The sequence below is a fragment of the Bradyrhizobium sp. SZCCHNS1050 genome, assembly GCF_032484785.1.
In the GTDB taxonomy this organism is placed as follows: Bacteria; Pseudomonadota; Alphaproteobacteria; order Rhizobiales; family Xanthobacteraceae; genus Bradyrhizobium.
The window spans coordinates 4027116-4044080 of record NZ_JAUETR010000001.1 but is presented as its reverse complement, the minus strand read 5'-3'; the positions used below and the strand labels follow the sequence as shown (position 1 = coordinate 4044080).

The following is a 16965-nucleotide window of genomic DNA, read 5'->3' as shown; positions in this document are numbered from 1 at the left end:
CATCATGATGAGAAAAATCGCTGTCATGCTGATCGCGGCCAGCGTTGCGGCCGGATCGAGCGCCCTGCTCGCCCAGAGCGTCTCGTCCTCGCTGCGCGGTCCTGCGCCGCTCAACGACGAGGGTCCTGCGCCGCCGATGCAGCCGATGAAGAACACCGCCGAGAAGGAGGTGCGCAACTATCCGGAGCAGCCACCGGTGATTCCGCATGCCATCGACGGCTATCAGGTCGACATGCAGGGCAACAAATGCCTGTCCTGCCACGCCCGGGCGCGCACGGCGGAGTCGAAGGCGCCGATGCTGTCGATCACCCATTTCATGGATCGCGACGGCCAGTTCCTGGCGTCGGTGTCGCCGCGGCGCTACTTCTGCACCCAGTGCCACGTGCCGCAGAGCGTCGCCAATCCGCCGGTCAGCAACGACTTCGTCGACATCGACACGCTGCTGGCGCACGACAGGCCGGGGGGCAAGCGATGAGCAGCGCCGACATCCCGGAGGGCGCCAAAGCGCCCGTCCCCGAAAAGCGGCTCGGCCTTGCCGGCCGCGCCTGGCAGTTCATTCTCGACCTCATCGACGTGCTGCTGAAGCCGAGCTCCGTGTTCGGGCTCGGCGTGCTGGTGCTCGCCGGCTTCCTCGCCGGCGTCATCTTCTGGGGCGGCTTCAACACCGCGCTGGAGATCACCAACACCGAGAAGTTCTGTACCGGCTGTCACGAGATGCGCGACAACGTGTTCGCCGAGCTGAAGACGACCGTCCACTTCTCCAACCGCTCCGGTGTGCGCGCCAGCTGCCCGGACTGCCATGTGCCGCACAACTGGACCGACAAGATCGCGCGCAAGATGCAGGCCTCCAAGGAGGTCTGGGGCCATCTGTTCGGCTCGATCGACACCCGCGAGAAGTTCACCGACCGAAGGCTGGAACTGGCGTTGCACGAATGGGCGCGCTTCAAGGCGAACGACTCGCTCGAATGCCGCAACTGCCACAGCGCGCAGTCGATGGACATCACCAAGCAGTCGCCGCGCGCCGTCGAAGCCCACCAGCGCTTCCTCTTCACCGGCGAGAAGACCTGCATCGACTGCCACAAGGGCATCGCGCATCACCTGCCGGACATGCGCGGCGTGCCGGGCTGGCAGTAGGCTTCCTCTGGAGGGGAACGAGCGATCGCCGCAGGCACGCTGTGCCCCCTCCCCCGCTTGCGGGGGAGGGCTAGGGGTGGGGGGCGCCACACGGGCAGTCCCGCCGGAGCGTTCCCCCACCCGCATCGCATCTTCCGATGCGATGCGACCTCCCCCGCAAGCGGGGGAGGCGTGGACCCATTCACATCGAGCGCTTGATCTCTCCCCGTCAGCCCTTAGGTTCACGGAATGTCCCCGAGTCGCCGCGCGGCTCCATTTCGTTGAGCCATGACCACCTTCTCCCCGCATCAGGATTCCGCCCTCAAGGCCGTCGGCGACTGGCTGAAAGCCAAGCCGGGCAAGAACGGCACGCCGCAGGTGTTCCGGCTGTTCGGCTATGCCGGAACCGGCAAGACCACGCTGGCCCGCCACATCGCCGAAGACGTCGACGGCGAGGTCAAGTTCGCGGCCTTCACCGGCAAGGCGGCGCTGGTGATGCGCAGCAAGGGCTGCGACAATGCCTCCACCATCCACTCGCTGATCTATCGCGCGCAGGAGAGCGGCGAGGAGCAGCCGAACTTCGAATTGTGGGACGACGCGCCGGCGTCCAAGGCCAAGCTGATCATCATCGACGAATGCTCGATGGTCGACGCCGATCTCGGCCGTGATCTCCTGTCCTTCGACTGCCCGTTGCTGGTGCTCGGCGATCCCGCGCAGCTGCCGCCGGTCAAGGGCGGCGGCTTCTTCACCGAGAGCGAGCCCGACGTGATGCTCACCGAGGTGCATCGCCAGGCCAAGGACGATCCGATCGTGCGGATGTCGATGGACGTGCGCGAAGGCAACACGCTCGACATCGGCCGCTACGGCGAGAGCGAGGTGGTGGAGCGCCGCGAGCTCGATCCGTCGCGCGTGATGGAGGCCGACCAGGTGCTGGTCGGCCGCAACGCCACCCGCCGCGCCTACAACAACCGCTTTCGACAGCGCCTCGACATCGAGGACGCCCTCCCCGTCGCCGGCGACAAGCTGGTCTGCCTGCGCAACAACCGCAAGAAGGGCCTGTTCAATGGCGGGCTATGGCGGGTGAAGTCGCGCGCGACCTCGAAATCCAAGATCGTGACGATGCGGGTCGCGCCCGACGAGGATCTCGGACGCAAGGTGACGAAAGTCTCGGTGCGCGGCGAATGCTTCGGCGGCGGCATCGAGGACATCCCGTGGGAGCAGCGCAAGCCTTACGACGAGTTCGACTACGGCTACGTGCTGACCGTGCACAAGTCGCAGGGCTCGCAATGGGACGACGTGGTGCTGTTCGACGAGAGCTTTGCCTTCCAGGAGAGCCGCGCCCGCTGGCTCTACACCGGAATCACACGGGCCGCGAAGCGGCTGTCGATCGTGGTGTAACGCCGGCTTTACCGCGCGAGACGATTTCGCTCGCCTCGCTGGTACCCACCTGCGGCCGGTTGATCCACGTCAACCTGACGCAGGGTCCTTGGCGGATAAAAATCGATTCACATCTCTGTTAAACCAACAGCAGGCAGCGGAATCGCATGGCAAAGTCCAAGACCACGAAAGCCAAGGCCTCCAATGGCCGACGCATGAAGCGCGCAGCCGCCACCGTGCACGCCCCGCGCCTGCAATCGGCTGCGGGGCTCGATCCGATCGCCCAGTCGCTGGTCGACGAACAGATGCAGGCTGCGCAGATCACCGGGCTGTCGGCGTTCGAGACCGTGCTGAACGGACCGCCGGCGCTCGACGCCGACAGCGCACCGATCAGGGCCATGCTGGACGGCGCAGCACCCGACGATGCCAAGCTGATGAAGGCGCTGATCGAAGGCAAACAAGCCAAGCGCGACAGGCGCCACACCTCCGACGAGCTCGCCGACAATTGGCGCCAGGGCGGCTACCCCTACAAATACCGGATGTATCGCAAGGACTACGAGGAGCAGAAATTCATCCTGCAGACCGAACTGCTGAAGCTGCAGAACTGGATGAAGGATGCGCGGCAACGCCTGGTGCTGCTGTTCGAGGGCCGCGATGCCGCCGGCAAGGGCGGCACCATCAAGCGCTTCATGGAGCATCTCAATCCGCGCGGCGCCCGCGTCGTGGCGCTGGACAAGCCGAGCGACGTCGAGCGCGGCCAATGGTACTTCCAGCGCTATGTCGAGCACCTGCCGACCGCCGGCGAGATCGTGCTGTTCGACCGCTCCTGGTACAACCGCGCCGGCGTCGAGCGCGTGATGGGCTTCTGCTCGCAGGCCGAATATGACGAGTTCCTGCGCCAGGTGCCGGAGTTCGAACGCAACCTCGTACGCAGCGGCATGCACCTGATCAAGTTCTGGTTCTCGGTCAGCCGCGAGGAGCAGCGCCGCCGCTTCAAGGAGCGCGAGGCGCATCCGTTGAAGCAATGGAAGCTGTCGCCGATCGACACCGCCTCGCTCGACAAATGGGACGACTACACCCGCGCCAAGGAGGCGATGTTCTTCTCCACCGACACCGCCGACTGCCCGTGGACCGTGATCAAGTCGGACGACAAGAAGCGGGCGCGGCTGAACGCGATGCGCTGCGTGCTGCATTCGCTGCCCTATGCCGGCAAGGACGTCTCACGCATCGGCCAGGTCGACGATCTCATCGTCGGCCGCGCCAGCGTCATCCACGAGCGCGAGGAGCACGCCAACTGAGGCGACGCGCTCAGCGCCGATGACGCCGATGCGGCCCCACGCGATCGGCCGGAGGCATCGCTGCATTTGCATTCGGAAAGGCCGACGTGCCACGGCGGGCCAGTTCCGCCTGCGCCGCCGGCGTCAGCGCGCCGCCATTGAGCACGTCGCGTTCGGGATGCATGGCCGCATAGGCCGCCGGCTCGGAGAATTGGGCCGATGCCGCGGTGGCCGCCAGCGTCGACATCAGCAGAGCTGCCGCCAGGCTCCTGAATGCGATCATGATTGGTCTTCCCTGTTGCGCACCAGTTCACGCAGGCGATGATGTAGGCAGGCGAAAGCGGCATCCCAATCACGACCGCGCGAGCCGACGGCCGTTCGTGATCGCGCCCATCGCTCAGACGTAGCGCGGCAGCCGCTGTCCGGGCAGCCGATCATAGGGCGCCTTCCGGGCGACGCGTCATCGCCGCTGCGGCCGCCGATCATACGGGCGGAGATGAGCCGGCGGCGGAAACACGAGCACCGCGCCGGAGGCGCGCACCAGGCCCATTCGTCCCGCCGGCGTCAGTGCGCCGCCGTTGAGCACGTCGCGATCGGGATACATCGCCTGAAACGCCCCCGGCTCCTGCTCGCCGTAGAACCAACCCTGCGCCGATGCAGGCGCGGCAGTCGCCATCGACAGCAGCACGGCTGCCGCCTTCGATTTCCACATTGTCATGATTGTTCTCCAGGTTCTCAAGGGGCGGAGAGCGCGCACTCGATTGATCGATGCCCTGGTCAGGGCCCTGCCGGTCGAGGCGCGACCGCCTCTGTATTGACCATCGGATGGAGGAAATATTCGCGGCGTCCCGCCGCGCCGGCATCACGACCGCGACAATGGAATGACATCATGGTTCGAGGATCGGCGAAGCGTGATGGGATCGTGACCTGGCGGGTTGGACGTCGCGCGTCGCGCCGTCGACGATATCGACGATGGTGAATCTCGTAGCTGCCCACCCATGCATGAATCACTGCACCTTCCTCGCATGCGGCAGCGCCGTTCGGCCCGTCGGGCAAATCGGCCGGCGACGACAAAAGCTGTCAAGGTCTTCTGAAAAACATAAATCATTTCGCGCCGTGCCCAAATCAGGCTTATGATGCCTGCGTTTCGTTGCACGGCAGGGGACGTATCGCGATCGTCACGGACGTTGGCAGCGAAATGCGATGGATGCGACATGTTGCAGCGGGCGAAGCGCCTGCGGACGAACGGCATGGCGCGGACGGCGAAAGCGTGTGGTCCTGGCCTCCCGACGCTGAGGCCAAGCTGGCGGTGATGATCCGCCGGCGACGGGGGCAAGACAGCCGGTCCCCGGGGAGAGCACGTATAAGCGTTAAAACCATCGCGCAGGGAGGGCCGGATCTGTCCGGCTGAACCTGTGGTACCTGCCGCCTGCATTTTTTCCGCAGGCGGGCCACGGGCCTCAGTCGAGGTCCGGCCTTCCCTGCGCCCTCCGCTTTCGGAGGGCCAATGAACCGGCATCCCTCGGGCAATTCGGGCCGCGAGAACAGATCACCATGCCTGGAACGCTCTCGCCACAACTCCCAGCGCCGTCCCGGCACCCATTGGGCGATAGCGCACGCCTCGCGCCACCCGCCTGTTCACGCAGTCGTGTCACGTCCCCCGTAACGCCGGCCGGGCACCGACGTATCTTGCAGCAGAGGCCGGACCGGGCCAGTGTTTCCGGCCGGCGAGACGAGACAAGCCACCCCTCACGAGGATCCGAAGATGCGCCTCACCCGCTCCCTTTTCGTCAAGACAGCCGTGCTCGGTGCGATGGCGGCCGGCATCCTGGCCTGGCAGCCGCTGCACGCCGCCGAGCAGGCCGTTGTGATCCCGCCGCCGGCCCAGGACCAGGCGGCCTCCGACGCGCTGGAAACCGCTGTCGTCGCCGGCGGCTGCTTCTGGGGCGTCCAGGGCGTCTACCAGCACACGGCCGGCGTGGTCAGCGCGGTGTCCGGCTATGCCGGCGGCACCAAGGCCACGGCCGATTACCGCACGGTCTCGAGCGGCACGACGGGCCACGCGGAATCGGTCCAGATCAAGTACGACCCGAAGAAGATCTCCTATGGCAAGATTCTGCAGATCTTCTTTTCGGTCGTGCACGATCCGACCCAGTTGAACCGACAGGGCCCGGACTCGGGACCGCAATATCGCTCGGCGATCTTCACCACCTCGGAGGCGCAGAGGAAGGTCGCGGAGGCCTATGTCGCCCAGCTCGAAAAGGCCAAGGTGTTCGGCAAGCCGATCGTCACCAAGATCGGCAAGCTCGACGCGTTCTATCCGGCCGAGGCCTATCATCAGGACTACCTGACGCTGCACCCGAGCCAGCCCTATATTGCCTATAACGACCTGCCGAAGATCGAGAATCTGAAGAAGATCTTCGCGGAGAACTATGTCGAGAAGCCGACGCTGGTCGGCGAGGCCAAGGCAACGAACTGAGGCGACGAACTAACTGGGTAACGAACTGAGGCGACGACCTGCGGCCGCGACCGAGGCCGATCAGCGCAATCACAGGGAGCGGACCAGTTTGGTCCGCCCGGAGGACAACGGGATGAGCGACACCAAGACGAGCGACAAGGTCATCAAGAGCGAGGCGGAATGGCGCGAGGAGCTGACGCCGATGCAGTACGCCGTGCTGCGCGAGAAGGCGACCGAGCGCCCGTTCTCGGGCGAATACGAGCATGAGCATCGCGCCGGGACCTATGTGTGCGCCGGCTGCGGCCAGACCCTGTTCGAGTCCGACGCCAAATTCGACTCCGGCTGCGGCTGGCCGAGCTTCACCCAGCCGGCGACGGAGAGCCACATCGACGAGGAGACCGACCATACCCACGGCATGGTCCGCACCGAGGTGCTGTGCTCGAAATGCTCCGGCCATCTCGGCCATGTCTTTCCCGACGGCCCGGGGCCGACCGGCCTGCGCTATTGCATCAACTCGGCGGCCCTGAAGCTGAAGCCGCGGTGACGTCTCCATCGGCCCCGGTTCCGTCACGGACGGTAATCGGGGCCGCTGGGCTGGCGGCCGGCGCGGCGCCGGGGGCCAAAACCGGCCACCAGGGGCGAGATTTTAGCCGTGCAGATCGGGCTCTCCTGCATTCACAAGTTGTGGATCGATTAAACCATTGAAAAAATAGGATATTTCAGTAGGCCCCGAACCAGGCCGGATTTACGATGTGAGCGTGCAGGATTCGCATTTCTGCCAAATCGGCCTATATTAGAGACCGTAACTGACTATGCAGGGCCGGGCCGCCTGGAGCGGCAAATCCCGCCCTCCACCCCCGCAATCGCTGGCGTCATTGCCAAGCTGAATGTTTTGAAAGCTCGCGTCAGCGCTTCCAGCCGACAAGAAGAGGTCTCAGACCATGCGTCCACTGCGTCCGTTCAACTTCAACACCTCTGCCGAACTGTTTCCCGCCGCCATCCGCAAGAAGAAGCGGGCGGGCTTCGCCTACCGGCGGTTCGGCACCGCGGCTGAAGCCGTGCGCTTCGCCATGGAGGAGTTGCCTGCGGATTCGCTGAATGGCGCCTACCTGCAGGTCGAGGAAGCCCGCTTCGACCAGAACGGCATCCGCACCTTGTATGAGAGCGAGGCGTTTCCGTTGCCGCGCCGGGGGGTCGACAAGGCGCAGGACGCCGATGCGGCCTGACGGCTGCCAGACCAGTCTTCAACACCCTGCCCCGCCTCGCGCGGGGCAGTTTTTTTATGGGGGTCGGTTTGCGAGGTTTTGGCCCGGTCTCGCAGCGCCTCAACGCGACTGGGTATCCAGCCACCGCCGCAGGATCTTGGCGTTGCGCATGTTGGCGCGGAACAGCACGTCGAAGGCGTCGCCCGCGACGGGGACCATGCCGATCACCCCCTCGACCGCGACATTGCCCAGCATCCGCGTAATGACGTGCCAGGGCGCGCCCAGCGCACGGGCCTCGCGCACCAGCCACAGCGACAGCGCGGTCGCGATGAGGTCGCCGACCACCGGGATCAGGCCGATGATGCCGTCGATGCCATAGCGGATGTTGGTGCCGGGCAGGACGAAGGCGACGTCGAGCAGCTTCGCCACGGCCTCCAGCCGCGCGATGCGCTGCTCACGGGTCAGATTGCCGAAGGGATTGGCGGTGTTGAAATCGAAGCGCACACCGTCCGGACCGACGAAGGCGCCGTTGAACGAGGACCGGAAGGAGCCCTGCGGGATCTCACGTCCGTCCTGGTCGATGATCGGTCCGCGCGCCTCATTGGCGTCGAAGTGCGCCTGCGAGGCGCGTCCGCGGCGGGGCGAGGGAGCCATGTGGTCTTGCATACCCATGAGATGGCAACGCGCGGGGCTCGGCACAAGTTGCGTCGAACCGTCGCCTTGTCTCGCCTAGCGGCCCCGGGCGCCGGTCGGCGTCAGCCCGAAGCGGCGCCGGAAGCAGCGGTTGAAATAGGACAGGTCGTTGAAGCCGCAGGCAAACGCGATGTCGCTGATGCGGCGTCCGCCGCCGGCCAGCAGGTCCATGGCCTTGCGCAGGCGCAGCTCGTTCAGCCGGGCCGAGAAGCCGGCGCCGGCCTCATGCAGCAGGTCATTGACGTAGCGCTCGGACAGCCCGGCCGCGACGGCGAGCTTCTGCGCCGAAAAATCCGGCTCGGTGAAGCGGCTGTTCAGAATGGTCAGCAGCCCCGCCAGGCGAACGCTGCGCAGGCCGCCGCGGCCGGCCTTGCGCATCGCGTCGCCGCGCACACCGAGCCCGAGCGCCACCAGATCGAGCAGATGCTGCGCGATCGCCGGGCCGGCCTCGTCGGCCGCGGCGGGATGGGCGAGCAGCAGCTCGCTGTAATCCATCGCCAGCGACAGCGCGCCGCCCGGCGCCAATTCGCGTCCGACCAGATCATCGACACCGGAGACCATCGAGCGCAGCGTCATCATCGGCAGATGCACGTTGACGAAGCGCTTGTGGCTGGCGCCGTCGGCGCTGAAGAAAGGCTCATCGAGCTTGAGCAGCACCATTGCGCCGGGGCGCAGAACGAACTCGCGTCCGCGATGGACGACCATCGCCTCGCGGCTGCCGGCGTTGCGCGCCAGGCAATAGCGGTCGTCATTGGTCGCGAGCACTTGGCGCCGTTCGCGCCTGACACGGGTGAAGGTGCCGTCGCAGCGCCCGAGCAGGGTGGTCCCGATGTGGATCGCGTTCATTGCGGCGCGAAACGGCACGTCCTCGGCCGGATCGAGCTCACCCGTGTTGGAGAAGTGCTCGAACAATTCCGCAAAGCACAAGAAGCGCTGCCTGTCGTCGAGCCCTTTCGGCAGCATGTCGGTCGACAGCATTTTCCTGACGATGGTCATCGAAATCGGACCCGAGGCAAAGGAATTTCCGAAGCAACGCGATCAATGTGGCAGCGGCGGGATGAACGGCCGCTGAAGTCGGCAGAGCTCATCGAGACGGGATCGGGAGCGCCGATCAGTCCAAGTCGCGCGACCGTTCATGCCGATGAGTCCAAGACAGCGGCAACGGGTTCAACTAGCGATGCCGATGGACGCACGCGGACATGCGTTGCGGCCTGCACCCTTCAAGTCGAACAGCCATGAGTACGAGGAGAGATTGAAATGACCATGTCTTCCGCGGCCCGCAAGCTCTGCCTCGGCGCCGCCCTCGCGGGTTGCATCGGGATCGGCTACGCGCTCGGCGCGCAGCCGCACATGACCGCGACTATCACCATGCTGCAATCGGCGCGGGCCGAGCTGGCTCAGGCGACACCGAACAAGGGCGGCCATCGCGAGCGCGCGCTGGGGCTGATCGATCAGGCCATCACCGAGGTGCGTGCCGGCATCGCCTTCGCTGCCGGCGGCTGACCCTTTCGCAAATCACACCAGGGAGACCATCGATGCGAACCATCCTCACCAGCGCGCTCCTGTTGGGAGTTCTCACCGTCGGCGCATCTGCGATGCCGCTGGCTCCGATCGACGCCGGATCCAAGCCTGAGGTGATCCAGGTCGCCGGCGGCTGCGGCCCGGGCTGGCACCGCGGTCCCTATGGCGGATGCCTGCGCAACTACGCCAATCCGGCGGCGCACGCCTGCCCGCGCGGCTTTCACATCGGCCCCGGCGGCCGCTGCCGCGGCAACGGCAGGTAGGGCTGATCGGCTCGTGCGATCGGCTTACGCAGTCGGCGGCTCAGTAACGACCGCCGGCTGCGGCTCCTCAACGAATCTGTGCACCAGCCACGATGACACCGTCGCCGGGATGAAGCCGACCAGCCCGTACAGGATCCACTGCACGATGCCGTATTCGGAGCCATGCGAGGCGTAGTTGAAGGCCGCGAGCAGGAAGGCGATGCCGCCCACCAGCAGCATCCGCAACGTCGGCCCGATGCGCCTGACGTGGAACAGGATGTCGTCGATCGCGCACATCATCAGCGCCGGCAAGAAGCCGAACAGGTAGCTGTATTGCAGCGAGGTGACGAAGACCTTGAACAGCTTGGCCACTTCGCCCGGATTGGTGTTGGTCCAATAACCGGACATGTAGGTCGTGACCAGGAGCAGCGCGAAGCCGCCCAGCGCCGGGCCTACGGCAACGAAGATGAGATATCGCTTCATGCCCAATCTCCTGCCTCGGCGATTCGCCGAACGCGCGAGGCGCGTGCGGCCTGCTCAGTCACCCCACAGCGCGAAGGCGTCGTTGAACGCGCGCTCGCCCGGCGCGCCCTTCTCGATCGCGATGATGGCCCGGCGCTGATTGGTGTAGACCAAGGGAACGTCGAACCAGGAGCGCTCCTTCAGGAGCTGCACGTTGCGGGTCCGGTCGGCGTCGACGTTGGACAGGCCGACCAGGAAGAAGCCGTCGGTGACCTTCACCGCAAGGCCCGCCAGCGGCGTTCCGCGTGACTGTTCGTTGGACTTCATCAGGATGCCCGGCACGTTGCCGACGCCGCCGCCCGAGAAGTCCTGCGGCAGGATGAAGGTGAGCTCGGCGGTGTGGCTCGCCGGCAGCGACGTGTCGGTGTTGCGGCGGAACGACATCGTCATCTTGAACTTGCGATCGGGAATCTCGATGTCGGCGCGCACCGCGATATCGGCCTTCTGCGTGCCCGTCGCCTTGATCTGCTCGGTACGCCAGACCACCGAGCCGATGTACTGCTTGCCCTTCGGATCGGCGGGATCCTCGTCATACAGCACGACGCGCTGTGCGACCGGCGCGATCTGGTCCGAGGACGGCGACTGGCCGACGCGGTCGGTGATCTTCGGCTTGCTCAGCGGCGCGCCGGTGTCCTTGGGCGCCTCGACCGTCGAGGACGATTTGAACAGGCCGTTGACCATCCCGACCAGCGGCCGGCCCCACAGAATTCCGGCGCCGATCAGGATCAGCACGATCCCGGCGGCGATGGCGGCCTTGAACGGAAAGGTCGAGCCGCTGCGCTCCGGCTTCTTCTTGCCCTCGCGATCCGGAGCGGCGCCACGCTGGCGGGTCGAGGTGGCCGGCAGCGCGTAGCGCTCGGCCTCCTGGACCGACTCGTCATAGGAGTACGGCGCCTCGGGCAGCGGCGGCCGGTCATCGTCGTCGCCCTCGAGCCGATCGAGATCGGTGGCCGGAACGTTGGCGTAGGTCTTGCGCGCCGCGCGGTTGGCCTGCGCGGTGGCCTTGCCGAGATCGTCGACATCAGCGGTGATGTCGCGGAAGCCGCGCATGGCGGGCGGCGTTGCCGGATTGCCGTTGTCCTGAGCACCGCGGCGGGCGGCAGCCGGACGTTCGCGCACGGGAGGCGCCGCCCCATCCTGTGGAGGCGTTTGAGGCGGCTGGGGCCGCGGTGGCACAGCTGGTGCGCCAGCGGCAGCCGGCGGCGCTTCCGGTCGCGGATTGCGCGCCGGACGCAGCTCGGCCGTCTCGGCGCCGAGCGGCGGCCGCTCGGCCCGGGCAGCAGCCGGGCCCGCCGGTCGTGGCCGGGGGGCGGCAGTGGCGGCCTGGTCTGGAGTCGGAGTGGGCTGAGCCGAGGGGGCTGCCGGAGCATCCGAATTGCGCGCACCGGCCCGCCGGAGGGCATCGCCTGGGCGGGCAGCGCCACTGGACGCCCGCTGCGCCTCGCGGGCACGCTGGGCTGCTTCCGCCTCGACCTTGCGAACGGCCTCCTCGAGCGACAGCCGCTCGCGCGTGATCTCGGACTCGCTGAGCGGCGGCTGGACGCTGCGCAACTGTGCGATCAACGCCGCCCGGGCCCGCTCGTAAAGCGCACGCCGGCTTTCCCCGGGAGCGTTGGGGTCCAATCCGGCAATGGCACGGGCTATCAGCGGGTAGTAGTCGGCCATATCAACTCAATTCGCGCGCTCAGCTGTCGGGTCCCGTCACGCCTCGAAGGGATTCTGGACCAGAATAGTATCCTCGCGTTCGGGGCTGGTGGAAAGCAGCGCGATCGGGCAACCCACCAGTTCCTCGATGCGCCGGACGTATTTGATGGCCTGTGCCGGCAGATCGGCCCAGGAGCGCGCGTTCGCCGTCGGCTGTTTCCAGCCTTCGATCGTCTCGTAGATCGGTTCGACCCTGGACTGCGCGCCCTCACCTGCCGGGAAATGATCGATCTCCTTGCCGTCCAGCCTGTAGCCGGTGCAGACATCGATGGTGTCGAAACCATCGAGAATGTCCAGCTTGGTCAGCGCAAGACCGTTAATGCCGCAGGTCCGGACCGCCTGACGGACCAGGACCGCATCGAACCAGCCGCAACGACGCGGCCGGCCGGTATTCGTTCCGAATTCGCGGCCACGCTCGCCGATCTTGCGGCCGGTCTCGTTGTCCTGCTCGGTCGGAAACGGCCCCTGCCCGACCCGGGTCGTGTAGGCCTTGCACAGGCCGAGCACGTAGCCGATCGCGCCCGGCCCGAGGCCGGCGCCGGTGGCCGCCTGCGCCGCCACCGTGTTGGACGAGGTCACGTAGGGATAGGTGCCGTGGTCCACGTCGAGCAGCGCACCCTGCGCGCCCTCGAACAGCATGCGCTTGCCTTCGCGGCGCTTGATGTCGAGCAGCCGCCAGACCGTCTCCGCATAGGGCAGCAGCTTCGGCGCGAAGGCGGTCAGCTCGCGCAGGATCTGCTGGCCGTCGATCGGCTCGAGGCCGAGGCCGCGGCGGAGCGCATTATGGTGCGCGAGCAGGCGGTCGATCTTGTGCGGCAGCGTATCGAGATCGGCGAGGTCCATCAGCCGGATCGCGCGCCGGCCGACCTTGTCCTCATAGGCCGGGCCGATGCCGCGGCGGGTGGTGCCGATCGCGGTCGCCGCGCTCGCGGATTCCCGCAGCGCGTCGAGTTCACGGTGCAGCGGCAGGATCAGCGTGACGTTCTCGGCAACGCGCAGATTGTCCGGGCTGATGGCGACGCCCTGCGACTGGAGCTTGCCGACCTCGTCCAGGAAGGCCTGCGGATCGAACACGACGCCATTGCCGATCACCGACAGCTTGCCGGTGCGCAGCACGCCCGACGGCAGCAGCGCCAGCTTGTACGTCGCGCCGTTGATGACAAGCGTATGACCGGCGTTGTGGCCGCCCTGGAAGCGAACGACGATGTCGGCCTGCTCCGACAGCCAGTCGACGATCTTGCCCTTCCCCTCGTCACCCCATTGGGCGCCGACGACGACGACGTTAGCCATTCGCAGCTCTTTCCTCTGCCAAGATCCAAAACAGCACGATCGGTTCGGACGAAATCGCTTCCGATGAGGGGCCAGCCTGGCCAACCATGCGCCCAGCCCAAATCGCGGCCAGGACCGCTCGCTTGCGAGGCGACCCACCGGATAAAGGAAGCCGCCGGGCTAGGCAAGCGAGAACGGGCCTTCGGAGCACACAAGAGCGCCACCAAGCCTTTGATAAGCCCCAAAATTTCAAGCCGCCCCGGCTGCGGATCGGGCGACCCGGCCGTGCGCTTCTGGCGGCGCATCGACCCGGGCAGTTCCATTAAGCCTCCGAACGGCGGCGAATCTACGATCGAAGCGGCCCGCCCTCAGCTCTGGATGCGGCCGTCGACAACCTCGATGATGCGATCGCAGCGCCGGGCCAGATCAAGGTTGTGGGTGACGAGCAGGAAGCTCGTGCCGACCTCCCGATTGACGTCGCGCATCAGGCCAAAGACCGCTTCGGCAGACTTGGTGTCGAGGTTGCCGGTCGGCTCGTCCGCCAGGACCAGATCGGGGTTCATCGCCAGCGCCCGCGCCACCGCGACCCGCTGCTGCTGGCCGCCCGACATGTTGCTCGCGAGATGGTCGGCGAATTTCGCCAGCCCAACCTGGTCGAGCAGCTTCGACGCCTGCGCCTCGATCTCGGGGCCCGGGAAGCCGCGATCGACCAGCAGCGGCATCATCACGTTCTCCTTGGCCGTGAAGGCAGAGATCAGGAGATGAGACTGAAAGATGAAACCGATGGTATGGCCGCGCAGATGGGTGAGCTCGGTATCACTGAGCGACGCAGTATCCTGGCCCTTGATCGTCAACCGGCCGGAGGTCGGCCGGTCCAAGAGACCGACGATGTTCAGCAGAGTGCTCTTGCCGGAGCCGGACGGACCGATCAGCGCGACGAACTCGCCGCGGTCGACCTCGATGTCGATGTCGTGCAGCACCTCGGTCTCGGTCGGCAGCCCGACATTGTAGGCCTTGCAGACCTTCTCCAGTCGCAGCAGGACCTCAGCCACGGATCGCCACCACCGGATCGAGCTTGGCCGCGCGCAGCGCCGGCGCGGTCGCGGCGAGCAGGCCCGTCACCGTCGCGAGCAGGGCCGTGATGAGAAACAATCGGCGTTCGAGGATCAACGGAAACAACTCCGAGCCATCGGCCTGGCGCTGCACCGCATGCCAATAGATCAGCGCACCCGCGCCCATTGCCGCGCCGAACAGCGAGCCGACGAAGCCGAGCAGCCCGCCCTGCAGCAGGAACACGCGCAAGATCTGTCCGCGCGAGGTGCCCATCGCACGCAGGATCCCGATCTCCTTGGAGCGCTGGATCACCGAGACGATCAGCACGGCCGCGATGCCGAACGCGACCGAGAGCGCGACGAAGACGCGGATCAGCGTGTTGGATGTCGCCTGCGCGCGCACCGCCGTGAAGAACTGCGCATTGGTCTTGATCCAACTGTCGGCCTTGACGCGATTGGCGGCCTGGATGCGCTGCGCAATGTCCTCAGCGGCATAGATGTCCCGTACGGTGATGTCGATCGTGGTGACGCCGCCGACCATGCCGAGCAGCGACTGCGCCGTGCGCAGCGCGACATAGGCGGAGCGCTGATTGGCGCCCTTGCTGCCGAGATCGACGAGACCAGTCACGATCAGCACGCGGTTGGCGCCGGATGCCGCCTGAACATTGAGCTTGTCGCCGACGATCGCGCCGAGATCCCTGGCGAGCTCGGTACCTATGATGATGTCCTCGCTGGTCAGCCGCGGCTCGCCGGCGACGATGTAGTCCGGCACGCGCACGATTGTGAAGTAGCTCTCCGGCTCGATGCCGGACAGCGTCACGGCGCGGCTGGCGTCGCCGCGAATGGCGAGGGCGGAGCCGGAGATGGTCGGCGACACCGCCGATATCTCCGGCATCGCCAGCATCTGATTGCGGATCTTCGGCCATTGATCGATCGAGATCACGCGCTGGCTCGGACGCTGCACGATGGCATCCTCGATCACGCCATTGTCGTTGCGCAGGGGACGCGCAACCTGATCCGGCGTCAGCAGTTGGATCTGCGGCTGCGAGGTCAGCACCCGCTTGATGAAATTGGCTTCGAGGCCGGCCAGCATCGCCGACATGAACACGATGACGCCGACGCCGATCGCGATGCCGCCGATGATGAACAAGGTCTGCAGCCGGCCCTCGCGCAGGAAACGCACCGCCGCGATCCACTCGAAGGGCAGCCAGCGGTTCACGGCAGCACCGGGCGGAAGCGCTGGCCGGTCAGGATGCCGGAACTCTGGGGCACGGCGATGTCACCGGCGTTCAAGCCGTCGACGATCTCGACATGGCTGTTGCCGCGGATGCCGACGCGCACCGGCTGCTTGGCGGCGCGGCCATCCTTCACCCCGAGCACCCAGGGCTGTCCCGAGGTGATATCGTGAACCGAGCGCACCGGCAGCTCCAGCGTATCCTTGCGGGAGGCGACCTCGATGTCGACAGACACCGTCATGTCCTGGCGCAGATAGTCGGGCGGGTCCTTGACGATCAGCTTGACCTGGACGGACGCGCGGGAAATATCGATGCCGGGATTGATGTAGCTGACCACAGCGGGGAAGCGCCTGTCGGGGTAGGCATCGGCCGACGCGAGCGCCGTCTGGCCGAGCGCCAGCTTGCCGAGATTGCGCTCGTCGATCTGCAGGACGAGCTGGAGATCGCCGGCAGGCGCCAGGACGAGCAGCGTCTTGCCGGGCTGCGCCACGGTGCCGCGCTCGACACTGCGCGTGATCAGCACGCCGTCGCGCGGCGCCGAGATCGTCGCATAGCCGAGACGCGACTGCGCCGTGTCGAGATTGGCGCGCGCCTGGTTCAGCTGCGTCTCGGCCATGACGTAGTCGCTGCCGCCGGGGCTCGCCGTGAAGACCTGGAATTCGGCGGCACGCTTCTGGGCCAGCGCAACGTCGAGCGTCTTCTGGGCCTCGTCGAGCGCCGCGCGCGTGGCATAGCCGTTGCCGGTCAGCTGCGACGTCCGGTCATAGGTCTGCTGAGCATTGAGCAAGGTCGCCTGCACCTGGCGCAAAGCCTCCTTCGCCGACGGCAAGGTCAGCTCGGCGAGCTGGCGCATCCGCGCCTCGGCCTGCGCCACCTGCCCTTGTGCCTGCACCACCGCAGCCTTCAGCTCGCGCGACTCCAGCGAGATCAGCGGCTGGCCCTTGGTGACGTGCTGGCCTTCCAGCACCAGCACCTCCTCGACGGTGCCGGTGATCTGGCTGCCGATCTCGACGCGGAACGGCGTCTCGACGTGACCGCTGGCAACGACGGTCTCGACGAGGTCGCCGCGCCGGACCTGATCGACCACGATGGCAGGCCCAAGCATGACCCGGACGCTTTGCCAGCCGCCAAGGCCGAGCAGCACGATGATGGCGAGAGCGAACCAGCGATGCGCCCAGACCGCCGCTAGGACGGTCGGACCAACGGCGGCTTTCGTAGGGGACGGGAGAGCTGCGGCATGATCGGCCATGGTCGTCAACACAAACTCGTCAATGCGGATGATGCCCAGTGACGCGCC

General features: G+C 66.5%; 19 protein-coding genes. 9 read left to right on the top strand and 10 right to left on the bottom strand.

Annotated elements, in window-relative coordinates:
- Positions 1-4: 4 nt before the first annotated feature.
- From QX094_RS18275 to ppk2, 4 genes are all read left to right on the top strand, one after another.
- Positions 5-475 (top strand): nitrate reductase cytochrome c-type subunit, encoded by a 471-nt coding sequence (locus tag QX094_RS18275; protein WP_315714155.1) that lies wholly within the window; start codon positions 5-7, stop codon positions 473-475.
- Positions 472-1134: a NapC/NirT family cytochrome c gene (locus QX094_RS18270; RefSeq protein WP_315714154.1), complete on the top strand. Its 663-nt coding sequence runs from the start codon at positions 472-474 to the stop codon at positions 1132-1134. The genes QX094_RS18275 and QX094_RS18270 overlap by 4 nt, the downstream gene beginning before the upstream one ends.
- A 267-nt stretch (positions 1135-1401) precedes the next feature.
- The gene (locus tag QX094_RS18265) at positions 1402-2511 is read left to right on the top strand and encodes an ATP-dependent RecD-like DNA helicase (protein ID WP_315733892.1); all 1110 of its coding nucleotides are present in this window, start codon (positions 1402-1404) and stop codon (positions 2509-2511) included.
- A 146-nt stretch (positions 2512-2657) separates the two neighbouring features.
- The gene (ppk2, locus tag QX094_RS18260; protein ID WP_315714151.1) at positions 2658-3788 is read left to right on the top strand and encodes a polyphosphate kinase 2; all 1131 of its coding nucleotides are present in this window, start codon (positions 2658-2660) and stop codon (positions 3786-3788) included.
- Between the two features lie 10 nt (positions 3789-3798).
- On the opposite strand, the gene QX094_RS18255 is transcribed toward ppk2, so the two are convergent.
- Positions 3799-4050, bottom strand: coding sequence for a hypothetical protein (locus QX094_RS18255; RefSeq protein WP_315750090.1), 252 nt, complete (start codon positions 4048-4050; stop codon positions 3799-3801).
- A 177-nt stretch (positions 4051-4227) separates the two neighbouring features.
- Entirely contained in the window at positions 4228-4485 is a 258-nt protein-coding gene (locus tag QX094_RS18250; protein WP_315714149.1) for a hypothetical protein, read from the bottom strand.
- Positions 4486-5532: 1047 nt separating this feature from the next.
- Between QX094_RS18250 and msrA the strand changes: the two genes are divergently transcribed.
- The 3 genes from msrA to QX094_RS18235 all read left to right on the top strand — a co-directional run bounded on the left by msrA (position 5533) and on the right by QX094_RS18235 (position 7451).
- The gene (gene msrA, locus QX094_RS18245; protein ID WP_316176092.1) at positions 5533-6246 is read left to right on the top strand and encodes a peptide-methionine (S)-S-oxide reductase MsrA; all 714 of its coding nucleotides are present in this window, start codon (positions 5533-5535) and stop codon (positions 6244-6246) included.
- A 112-nt stretch (positions 6247-6358) separates the two neighbouring features.
- Positions 6359-6769, top strand: coding sequence for a peptide-methionine (R)-S-oxide reductase MsrB (gene msrB, locus QX094_RS18240; RefSeq protein ID WP_315750087.1), 411 nt, complete (start codon positions 6359-6361; stop codon positions 6767-6769).
- A gap of 397 nt (positions 6770-7166) precedes the next feature.
- On the top strand, positions 7167-7451 hold the full coding sequence (locus QX094_RS18235) for a hypothetical protein (RefSeq protein ID WP_315714146.1): 285 nt from the start codon (positions 7167-7169) through the stop codon (positions 7449-7451).
- 99 nt (positions 7452-7550) lie between these two features.
- Here the strand turns inward: QX094_RS18235 and QX094_RS18230 are convergent, their stop codons facing one another.
- Both QX094_RS18230 and QX094_RS18225 read right to left on the bottom strand, forming a co-directional pair.
- Positions 7551-8084: a DUF4112 domain-containing protein gene (locus QX094_RS18230; protein WP_315750086.1), complete on the bottom strand. Its 534-nt coding sequence runs from the start codon at positions 8082-8084 to the stop codon at positions 7551-7553.
- 75 nt (positions 8085-8159) lie between these two features.
- Entirely contained in the window at positions 8160-9119 is a 960-nt protein-coding gene (locus QX094_RS18225; RefSeq protein WP_315714144.1) for an AraC family transcriptional regulator, read from the bottom strand.
- Between the two features lie 261 nt (positions 9120-9380).
- Between QX094_RS18225 and QX094_RS18220 the strand changes: the two genes are divergently transcribed.
- Both QX094_RS18220 and QX094_RS18215 read left to right on the top strand, forming a co-directional pair.
- Complete coding sequence (locus tag QX094_RS18220) at positions 9381-9626, top strand: hypothetical protein (protein ID WP_315714143.1); 246 nt, start codon at positions 9381-9383, stop codon at positions 9624-9626.
- Positions 9627-9658: 32 nt separating this feature from the next.
- The gene (locus tag QX094_RS18215) at positions 9659-9907 is read left to right on the top strand and encodes a GCG_CRPN prefix-to-repeats domain-containing protein (protein ID WP_315714142.1); all 249 of its coding nucleotides are present in this window, start codon (positions 9659-9661) and stop codon (positions 9905-9907) included.
- Between the two features lie 24 nt (positions 9908-9931).
- On the opposite strand, the gene QX094_RS18210 is transcribed toward QX094_RS18215, so the two are convergent.
- From QX094_RS18210 to QX094_RS18185, 6 genes are all read right to left on the bottom strand, one after another.
- Positions 9932-10369, bottom strand: a complete 438-nt coding sequence (locus tag QX094_RS18210; protein ID WP_315714141.1) for a DUF5413 family protein — start codon at positions 10367-10369, stop codon at positions 9932-9934.
- 54 nt (positions 10370-10423) lie between these two features.
- The gene (locus tag QX094_RS18205) at positions 10424-12073 is read right to left on the bottom strand and encodes a hypothetical protein (RefSeq protein ID WP_315714140.1); all 1650 of its coding nucleotides are present in this window, start codon (positions 12071-12073) and stop codon (positions 10424-10426) included.
- A gap of 36 nt (positions 12074-12109) precedes the next feature.
- Positions 12110-13402 carry an adenylosuccinate synthase gene (locus QX094_RS18200; protein WP_315714139.1) on the bottom strand — a complete coding sequence of 431 codons (1293 nt, stop codon included), beginning with the start codon at positions 13400-13402 and terminating at the stop codon, positions 12110-12112.
- Between the two features lie 347 nt (positions 13403-13749).
- A complete protein-coding gene (locus tag QX094_RS18195) occupies positions 13750-14433 on the bottom strand; it encodes an ABC transporter ATP-binding protein (protein WP_315714138.1) in 684 nt (227 codons plus the stop codon).
- On the bottom strand, positions 14426-15652 hold the full coding sequence (locus QX094_RS18190; protein WP_315750080.1) for an ABC transporter permease: 1227 nt from the start codon (positions 15650-15652) through the stop codon (positions 14426-14428). The genes QX094_RS18195 and QX094_RS18190 overlap by 8 nt, the downstream gene beginning before the upstream one ends.
- Complete coding sequence (locus QX094_RS18185; RefSeq protein WP_315827747.1) at positions 15649-16917, bottom strand: efflux RND transporter periplasmic adaptor subunit; 1269 nt, start codon at positions 16915-16917, stop codon at positions 15649-15651. The genes QX094_RS18190 and QX094_RS18185 overlap by 4 nt, the downstream gene beginning before the upstream one ends.
- Positions 16918-16965: the final 48 nt, after the last annotated feature.